The sequence below is a fragment of the Colwellia sp. RSH04 genome (genome assembly GCF_003545765.1).
Taxonomy (GTDB): Bacteria; Pseudomonadota; Gammaproteobacteria; order Enterobacterales; family Alteromonadaceae; genus Colwellia.
This window is the reverse complement of record NZ_QXIO01000035.1, coordinates 1-1,792: the sequence shown is the minus strand read 5'-3', so window position 1 is coordinate 1,792 and position 1,792 is coordinate 1. Positions and strand designations below refer to the sequence as shown.

Annotated in this window: 1 protein-coding gene; it reads left to right on the top strand. The window is 35.5% G+C overall.

What is annotated here, in order from left to right:
- Positions 1–829 precede the first annotated feature (829 nt).
- Entirely contained in the window at positions 830–1,240 is a 411-nt protein-coding gene (locus tag D1094_RS18360; RefSeq protein WP_182440244.1) for a hypothetical protein, read from the top strand.
- Positions 1,241–1,792 lie beyond the last annotated feature (552 nt).

Genomic DNA, 1,792 nt, shown 5'->3' with positions numbered 1-1,792 from the left:
TCAAATCGGACACGTAACAGTTGGCCATCGCTTCGCGATTATAGCCAATGTTACTTTGCCGTTTAATATAAACGTTAGTTGCCCGCACTAAATGAGTTTAATTTATTTTGCTTGTTCAGTGCTTAACACGTAGTTTCGTGTCTGGTTCAACCTTTGGTTTGACAATGGAAGTGCCGTAAATATCACTCTTCCTTTTTGCCCAATCCAGTTTTCGCCTTTCACGTTTATAAGTTCAAACTAGTTTTAGTTTTTAAGGCTCAAAGTTCGGACTTCGGTGCGTAGTACGGGAAAGCTTTTGGTTTCTTCCGTTGGGTATATAAACATGGTAATGTGTTGTTAGTTTATTGCTTTAAATATCAAGCAACTAACAAGGCAATCAACAGGACAAATAACAGCTTGGCTTTTGCTCCTGCGTCGCTATTTTAGCCAAGTATTATTTGCCCATTATTGTGGCGTTATGTGTTTAGGGAAGTATGAGTATATTTAACCTTTTTATGATCCTATTTATTCCTATTGGAACATATCTTCTAAATTACTTTAGAAGACGGATGTGCACATACTCTAAAGCGCAAAGATTCAGCTATTTTATTTTATCTATAACCATGGGAGCAGCTCCAATGGTTTACTTACAATCTGTTGAAAGTGAGCGTGGTTTAGGTACTGTTTTAGCTATCTTTTTAGTTGGTATCGCATTCTTTTGGTTTCCAATTGTAGGCGGTAGAGAGCCAAACACATAACAAGCAAATAAATCAGGACAAATAACAGTTGGTCTTTGCTCCTGCGTCGCTTATTTTAACCAACTGATATTTGCCCATTATTTGGGCGTTATGTGCCTAAAGGATTTATGCGTAAAATTTCTGAGAATGATGTTCAAAACTTTATTAAGCCATATATCGGAAAAGTAGTTAGTCGTGTACGTCAAGGACACGGTAGTGCTATCTTTTTGGAAGTTGATGATCTAACTATTATGATCGAATGGAGCTGGAGAGTTGAGAAAGGAAATGAAATAGCTTTTGGTAGTTGGTCGGATTCTAGTATGTTTAAAAGTTATCTAGATACTTTACACGGATTATTTATTTCAAATATTTCATTTCAATCTAGGCTTCCAGAAGTTGTAGTTGAGTTATCAGGTAATACTTGGGTATGCTCTTTCTCTACCGTTGAAGGTGATCCTGAATGGGCTTTAATTACCCCTAGCAATACATTACTATCAAAAAGTGGTTTTCTAGCTTTTGAGTAATCGTCACATAACAAGCCACTTAAGCGGGACTAAAAACAGTTGGCTAGTCTCACTTCGTTCGCTATTTTAGCCAACTATTTATTAGCCCCTTAGTGGGGCGTTAGGTGAACTTTGAAAAATGCATTTAAGTTAACTTGTAGGTTATTTAATAAAGATAATGTTCATACGTCTGTTGAGTTAGTTGCAATGATTTGGACTCTCCTCATAGCTTTATTTTTTCACTCGTTAGCTTTATACGTTGTTTTCACATTTAACTTTGATACTGTAATTCAAGAGAATGGCAAACTGCTCTTATTTCTAAGTTTAATTATTTTTAGTGCATGTTATTTTTATTTATCGTATCACTTTAAAAAGTGGTTTAAATAGTTTGGTGGTATGTTCACCTAACAAGCAAATCAACAAGGACACGTAACAGTTGGCTACGTTTCGCTTCGCTACACAATTTTAGCCAACAATTACTTAGCCTGTTATTTGGGCGTTATGTGTTCCTCAAAGTTAGGTGTTGTATAAATGGATTGGAAAATATTTTTAACTATCTTCTTTTCAGTTTTT